Genomic DNA, 7057 nt, shown 5'->3' with positions numbered 1-7057 from the left:
CCTCAGGCTGCACTTCCTGTACAATGCGAATGATGTTAGTAGAGTCGGTCAAATCCCCGTAGTGAAGTTTTAACCGAAGATCTTTCTCGTGCGGGTCTTGATATAAGTGATCAATTCTATCGGTATTAAATAGCGAAGTACGCCGTTTGATACCGTGTACTTCGTAGCCTTTATCCAACAGGAGTTCGGTAAGGTACGCGCCGTCCTGTCCGGTTACGCCAGTAATAAGTGCCTTTTTCATAATTCTATACGTATGCGGTTAAACCTTTTTCTTTAATATCGTTGAGAAACTTCTTTACCATCTGTTCTTCGTCTTTGCTACAAATCATCAGAGCATCGTCGGTCATTACTACTATATAGTTTTCTAACCCCTGCACCACTCCAACTTTATCTTTTGGTACTTTAATAAATGAATTTTTAGTGTTGTAGGTCATCACCTCGCCCAATAAGCTATTCCCATAATTATCCTTCTCTTGCTCACCATCAATTGACTTCCAGGTCCCTAAATCGGTCCAGCCAATATCGGCGGGCATTACGTAGACGTTATCGGCTTTCTCCAAAATGCCGTAATCAATCGAGATATTAATGCAGTTATTATATGCCTCTTTAACAAAATTAGCTTCTTGATTTGTATAATATGCTTCACTCCCTTTAGCAAAGATGTCATTTACTTCGGCGAGGTTTTGCTCATAACTTTTTTGAATAGCCGCCCTGCTCCAAACGAAGATACCTGAGTTCCAAACAAAGTTTCCCTGCTTCAAAAAATCTTCTGCCGTAGCCAAGTCAGGTTTCTCCTTGAAAGCAGCTACTTTGTGTACTCCACCCGTGGCTTCTTTCTCATACTCAATATAGCCATAGCCAGTATCGGGCCGGGTAGGGTTGATGCCAAATGTAATCAGATAATCGTTTTTACTGGCAATATCCAACGCCTGGGTGGCCAACTGCACAAATTTATCTTCTTTAACAATTAAATGATCGGCTGGAGAAACAATTAAATTGGCATCAGGATTTTTCTGAGCGATCTTATGAAAGGCGTAAGCAACACAGGGTGCCGTATTCCGCAAATCAGGCTCTAGCAGAATTTGATTATCGGTCATTTCTGGCAACTGCTGCTTAATTAGCCCGTAGTAATCTTGATTTGAGATGATATAAATATTTTCGGTAGGGCAAATTTTCTGAAGGCGGCGAAACGTAGACTGCAACAGCGATTCTCCAATCCCGATTACATCATGGAACTGCTTGGGAAACTGCTGGCGACTGACCGGCCATAAGCGAGTACCAACCCCGCCTGCCATAATTAACGCAAAATTATTATCCATTTATTTAATTTTTTTCAAGAAAAAACCAAATTCAGTGCAAAAGTAGTGGGTAATACTTAAAATCAAAAATTACCTATCGGTAAGTACCAAGAAGCTGCTATTTCTTAATATCTCCTTATTATAAGTAAACAACTCTGGCCCGGTACCCTGTAAAACTTTTCCTCCTGCTCCCTCAACCACAGCCTGTCCAGCTGCTGTATCCCACTCCATGGTTGGGCCATGACGATAATAAATATCAGCTTTACCTTCAGCCACCATGCAAAACTTTAGCGAACTTCCTCGGGCAATGCTTTCGGTCACACCATGCTGGCTTAATACAACTTCTTCTTCCTCCGAAGCATGGCTGCTGCTACGAACGGCTACTCGGTTTTCGGTTTGATGCCTTACCTGCAATGGAAACGGTTGGCCCGCAGACTCCCGTTTAAAAGTTCCGGCACTAACATCAGAAGCGTAGTTATCTTGCGAGGCGTAGTACAGCTCCTCAGTTACTGGAGTATAAATTACACCCACTACCGGACGGTGATCATGGATTAATGCGATGTTCACCGTAAACTGCCCGTTGCGCTTAATGAATTCTTTAGTACCATCCAGTGGGTCTACCAACCAGAAGGGGTTCCAGTCTTTCCGCTCTTCGTAGGAAACATCTTTCCCTTCCTCAGAAATGATCGGGATATTAGGGAAATGCTTCTTCAGTCCGGCTACTATTATTTCGTGAGAAGCTTTGTCGGCTAACGTTAGCGGTGAGTTATCGTCTTTGAAGTTGACTACCTGCGAGAAATCAGCATCGTGGTAAATCTCTAGAATTTTTTCTCCGGCTGCTACGGCAATATCCAGCAAGGGGGTAACCTGAACAGATACATTCATGCTATTGTGGTTTGATTCGTTTGGGAGTGTAAAACTAATTGATTTGATGCGATAAAAAAGCGTATATTGGCAACGTTCGTTACATGGATGAATGCTTGATTTTATGGAAGATAGTCGGGTTCGTATTCGCTTAGCTTGGAATAATGGCGAATTTGAGATAGAAGGCCCTCAACAGTACGTAGACACTTATTCGGAAACGATAAAAGCCTTTACCGAAATTCTTAAATCTTCGGCTAATGGGCAAGTCGAAAAAGACACTCCAGCGAAAGGAAAACAAATATCGATATTTGAACAATCCACTGATTCAGCGGCTAAAACTACTACTGACGGTTTAGAAGTTCCGGCCTCGTTTGGTGAGTTCTACCACAGAGCACCTAAGAGTATCAATAAAACGGATATTGTTTTACTAGCCAGTTATTTTGTGCAATCGCAGAACAACGAACAAACATTTACTACCCGCGAGGTGAACAAACTACTGCGTGACCACGGTATTGACCTCACTAATACCGCCCATTTTAACAAGCTGAATCAAGATTATAAAAAGGTGTTTAAAATGCGTCAAGGTCAGTACAAAGTAAGTGAAGAAGGGGTGAAGCATCTTGTTGAAATATTGCGATAATTCTTTAGTGTTATCGTTCGGGGTGTTTAGATGTTGTAGCTTTTGAACACTTTAACTCTTCTACCCAGCAATAATCCTCACTGCCTCCACCAAATCAGCGGCAATGTACTGACCAACGGTTTCCAGCCCCCCATTTCCGGGCGCCAGATTCCGTTCCTCGGTTTCCTTAAAAATGCGAATCGTTTGCAAACCCAGTTTGGTAGCCGGAATTAGGTCGCGCTCAGCATCACCAATCATCCAGGATTTACTGATGTCAGCATTGAATCGGGCGATTGCTTTTTCCAGCATCAGACTATCCGGCTTTCGGGTTAACGATTCGGTAACGCTAGGGTGATGAGGCGCGTAGTAAATTTTTTCTATCAAATGCCCAGTCGTCATCTGCATGAAGTTGTGGCAATTTTGCATATGCTGGCGGGTGTAAACTCCCTTGGCAATACCCGACTGGTTGGTAATAACAATCCGATGAAATCCGGCATCGCGAAGCGTTCGTAAAGCCGCCGGAACGCCCGGCAAAATCCTAAAATTCTCCAGTTCGTAGGCATAATTCACCCGATCGCGATTGATTACTCCGTCTCTATCCAGAAAAACACAGGCTGACTTTTGAGTCGTAGACACGTTATTTTTTGTTAAAAACCTCGGCTTAGTACAAGAATGCTCCGCAAATATTGTTTTAATTGTACTAATAAGCTGCTAATTTCGCAATCTTTTGTCAAGCGTTCTCTGACGTTTTAGTCTGTACATAAAAGAACTAGTTTTAGGAAAACTCTAAAAAGCCCTATAAGTCTTGAGTGAAAATCTAGTGATTGTCCCTACGTACAACGAGAAAGAAAATATTCAGCTACTGCTTAGTAGTATTTTATCGCTAGCGGTAAACTTTGATGTGCTAGTAGTAGACGATGGTTCGCCCGATGGCACGGCAGCTCTAGTGCGCGATATGCAAACTGGCTACGAAGGTCGGGTCCATTTGATTGAGCGAAAAGGAAAACTAGGCTTAGGCACCGCTTATATTCGAGGCTTCCGATTCGCCTTGGAGCACGGCTACGAGTACATTTTTGAAATGGATGCCGATTTTTCCCATAATCCCGAAGATTTGGTGCAGCTATACCGAGCTTGTGCCGATGAAGGGTATGACTTGGCCATTGGTTCGCGCTATGTAACCGGGGTGAATGTAGTTAATTGGCCCATCCGGCGGGTGTTAGTATCGTATTTTGCCAGTCAATATGTAAAGTTTATTACCGGAATGCCAATTAATGATGCTACAGCCGGATTTAAATGCTACCACCGAAGCGTTTTAGAAGCCATTCGCCTGAATCAGCTCCAGTTTGTAGGCTACGCTTTTCAAATCTCAATGAAGTTTCATGCTTGGATGTACGGGTTTAAAATAAAGGAAGTACCTATCATTTTTACCGATCGAACCCGCGGTGAGTCCAAGATGTCGTCAAAAATTTTCTGGGAAGCCTTCGGCGGAGTGATTTATTTAAAAGTTCGTAGTCTCTTTCGTAAATACCATCTTCCTACTTTGGCTAATCAAAGCGAATAGCCCGACTGGGCTGAATCCGCAGAATTATTGCCGTTGGAATGCTTAGTACCAAACCAATGGTACCGAAAGTAAGCGCATTAACGAATAGAATGGCCGTAAAATCCCACTGAATTGGTACGAATTCCATGTAGTAGTTCTCCGGATCAAGGGGTACCAGTTTGAAGTAGTACTGCAAAACCCCAAAACCAATCCCGATAACGTTACCTAGTACCATACCTCGCATAATTAACCGCATACCGTTGTAAGTGAATATCCGCCGAATTTGTCGATTTTTAGCTCCAATGGCTTTGAGTAGCCCAATCATTTGGGTACGCTCCATAATTAAGATTAGCAAAATACTGACGATATTGAAGCAAGCCACAAAAAGAATAAGTACCAGAAAAATGATAACATTATTATTAATCAGTTCTAGCCACTCGAACATTTGCACGTACTTGTCGCTGATCTTTTCAACGTAGAGGCTGTAGTCTAATTCATCTTGTAGCATCGTTTCGGCTTCGGCTAAATCATCGGTATCATTTAGGTAGACTTCAAATCCACCTACTAGTGTATCTGGCCAGTTATTAAGCCGCTGAATTAGACCAATATCCCCGATAATTACCTGATCGTCAAACTCTTCCAGCCCGGTGTAGTAGATGCCTTTTACCGTAAGTTTGCGCTGGCGAGGGGTAGGTGGATCAACAAAATACATCCGAACCGCATCGCCCGTATCTACCTCTAAAATGTTAGCAATCTTTCGGCTAATTAATATATCGGTTGAATAACTATTGGTAGCGGTAGAATCCTGATTGAATTGAATAAATTCGCCTTTTTCTAAGTTGCGTTTAAAACGGACACTATCAAAGTTAGGGCTGACTCCTTTCATAAATACTCCAAACCACTCGGTATCTGACTTTAAAATGCCCGCTTTATGGCTGAATACCTGCACATGGTCAATGTAGTCGTACTGTTCTGGGTTTTGGTAGAGTGGATTATTGAGCGACACCGGCTCCTCTTGCATGGCATTGTTCAGTGTATACTTCGTAACCTGGATATGACCGCTAAACGTATATATTTTATCTTTGACCTCTTTTCGGAAGCCACTCAAAATCAGAAATGAAACAATCATTAAAGCCAAACCAAGTGCAATACTCGCTACCGCAATCTTATTGATTGTAGCCGAAAATGAGCGATTTTCGGTCTTACTAATACGTTTGGCAATAAAATAGGGAAGATTCAAGGAAAAAGTACGTTACTTTGCAAACTCACTAGAAATAAGATCGGTGCTGTCTTTTCGTTGGTATTACTCAAAGAAAGTTGTTTCTTCTGATGCAAAAATACACGAAGTTTTGATTAATGAATGATGACTCATGAATAGTGATTCATATTATTCACTTCTTATCAATCATTGTTTATCCTCGTAACGGTCGCAGTAATTATAATTTATATGAAACAAGCTATTTGGAGCCACTTAACTGTTAACCTGCTTTACACGGTACTTATTGTATTCTATTTCAGTTTCTCGGTTAGTTGTCAACCTCCTGAAAGCAGCGCGAAAGAAGACAGTACTACCGTTGTAGAAACACCTAAGCCCATTCTGCCCGCAGCTTATCAAACCGAAGAGTATTTATCGATTTTACAGGGGAATCGGGTAGGCATGGTGGTTAATCATACTTCGCTGATTGACACTACGCATGTGGTGGATTCGCTACTTTCGCTAGGGGTGAATATTACCCAGATTTTTGCTCCCGAACACGGCTTTCGCGGTGAAGCAGCCAATGGCGAAGAAGTACAGAACGCTACCGATGTCCGAACTGGACTGCCCATCATTTCACTCTACGGAAAAAATCGTAAGCCTACCGCGGAGCAACTTCAAAATATTGATGTTATTGTTTTTGATATTCAAGATGTAGGAGCGCGATTCTACACTTACATTAGTACTATGCACTACGTGATGGAAACTTGCGCTGAAGAAAGTAAGCGTATGGTAATTCTAGATCGCCCTAACCCTAATGGTTTTTACGTTGGCGGCCCAGTTCGCGAACCTGAACAAAAATCTTTTTTAGGAATGCACCCTATTCCTATTGTTCACGGCCTCACAGTGGGCGAATTGGCGCAAATGATTAACGGCGAAGGATGGCTTACCGATAGCTTGCAGTGTGAGATAGCAGTTGTTCCAGTGAAGAATTATTCACATACTGACCGCTATCCATTACCAGTGCGTCCTTCACCCAATCTACCTAACGATCAATCGATTAATCTTTATCCTTCACTTTGTTTATTTGAGGCCACTAGTTTCAGTTTGGGGCGCGGGACCGAGTTTCCTTTTCAGGTATTGGGCAACCCTAACCAGGCTATTCAGCAAGCTATTTTAGCCAAAAACCCAACGTTTGATTCTATTCAATTTACCCCAAACGATATTCCGGGAGTAGCATTTGATACTAAGCACAAAGGTGAGCTGTGTTATGGAGTTGATCTGCGAGGAATCCCTCATCTGGAAAAATTCACTCTAGAATTTCTTATAGATTTCTACCAACAAGCCAAAGCCCATGGAATGACCAATCAAGAATTTATTGATCGTCCTGATGCCTTCGCATTACTGGCGGGCAATAAAACCCTTCAGAAACAGATAGAAGCAGGGAAAAGCATAGAGGAAATTGAGCAAAGTTGGGAACCTGAGCTTTCGGAATACAAAGCCGTGCGGAAGAAGTATTTGTTGTACGAGGATTTTGAGTA

The 7057-nt window shown here is 42.3% G+C and carries 8 protein-coding genes; 3 read left to right on the top strand and 5 right to left on the bottom strand.

Features of this window, described 5'->3' with window-relative positions; genetic code table 11:
- The 3 genes from WBA23_RS11480 to cysQ all read right to left on the bottom strand — a co-directional run.
- Positions 1–241 (bottom strand): GDP-mannose 4,6-dehydratase (locus WBA23_RS11480; protein WP_424582420.1); only part of this gene is annotated, 241 nt, incomplete at its 3' end.
- A 4-nt stretch (positions 242–245) separates the two neighbouring features.
- Entirely contained in the window at positions 246–1319 is a 1074-nt protein-coding gene (locus WBA23_RS11475; protein WP_424582419.1) for a mannose-1-phosphate guanylyltransferase, read from the bottom strand.
- 69 nt (positions 1320–1388) lie between these two features.
- On the bottom strand, positions 1389–2183 hold the full coding sequence (gene cysQ, locus WBA23_RS11470) for a 3'(2'),5'-bisphosphate nucleotidase CysQ (RefSeq protein WP_424582418.1): 795 nt from the start codon (positions 2181–2183) through the stop codon (positions 1389–1391).
- 103 nt (positions 2184–2286) lie between these two features.
- Between cysQ and WBA23_RS11465 the strand changes: the two genes are divergently transcribed.
- Positions 2287–2802 (top strand): hypothetical protein, encoded by a 516-nt coding sequence (locus WBA23_RS11465; protein WP_424582417.1) that lies wholly within the window; start codon positions 2287–2289, stop codon positions 2800–2802.
- Between the two features lie 60 nt (positions 2803–2862).
- Here WBA23_RS11465 and WBA23_RS11460 read toward each other — a convergent pair whose 3' ends face one another.
- Positions 2863–3417: a D-glycero-alpha-D-manno-heptose-1,7-bisphosphate 7-phosphatase gene (locus tag WBA23_RS11460; protein WP_424582416.1), complete on the bottom strand. Its 555-nt coding sequence runs from the start codon at positions 3415–3417 to the stop codon at positions 2863–2865.
- Positions 3418–3586: 169 nt separating this feature from the next.
- Here WBA23_RS11460 and WBA23_RS11455 point away from each other — a divergent pair, with 169 nt between their 5' ends.
- Entirely contained in the window at positions 3587–4342 is a 756-nt protein-coding gene (locus WBA23_RS11455) for a polyprenol monophosphomannose synthase (protein WP_424582415.1), read from the top strand.
- Here the strand turns inward: WBA23_RS11455 and WBA23_RS11450 are convergent.
- Positions 4326–5561, bottom strand: coding sequence for an ABC transporter permease (locus tag WBA23_RS11450; RefSeq protein ID WP_424582414.1), 1236 nt, complete (start codon positions 5559–5561; stop codon positions 4326–4328). The genes WBA23_RS11455 and WBA23_RS11450 overlap by 17 nt on opposite strands.
- A 207-nt stretch (positions 5562–5768) precedes the next feature.
- Here WBA23_RS11450 and WBA23_RS11445 point away from each other — a divergent pair.
- Positions 5769–7057: exo-beta-N-acetylmuramidase NamZ family protein (locus tag WBA23_RS11445; protein ID WP_424582413.1), on the top strand; the 1289-nt coding region annotated here is incomplete at its 3' end.

It is taken from the genome of Tunicatimonas sp. (assembly GCF_049647865.1).
Taxonomy (GTDB): Bacteria; Bacteroidota; Bacteroidia; order Cytophagales; family Cyclobacteriaceae; genus Tunicatimonas.
This window is presented reverse-complemented; position numbering and strand designations above follow the sequence as displayed.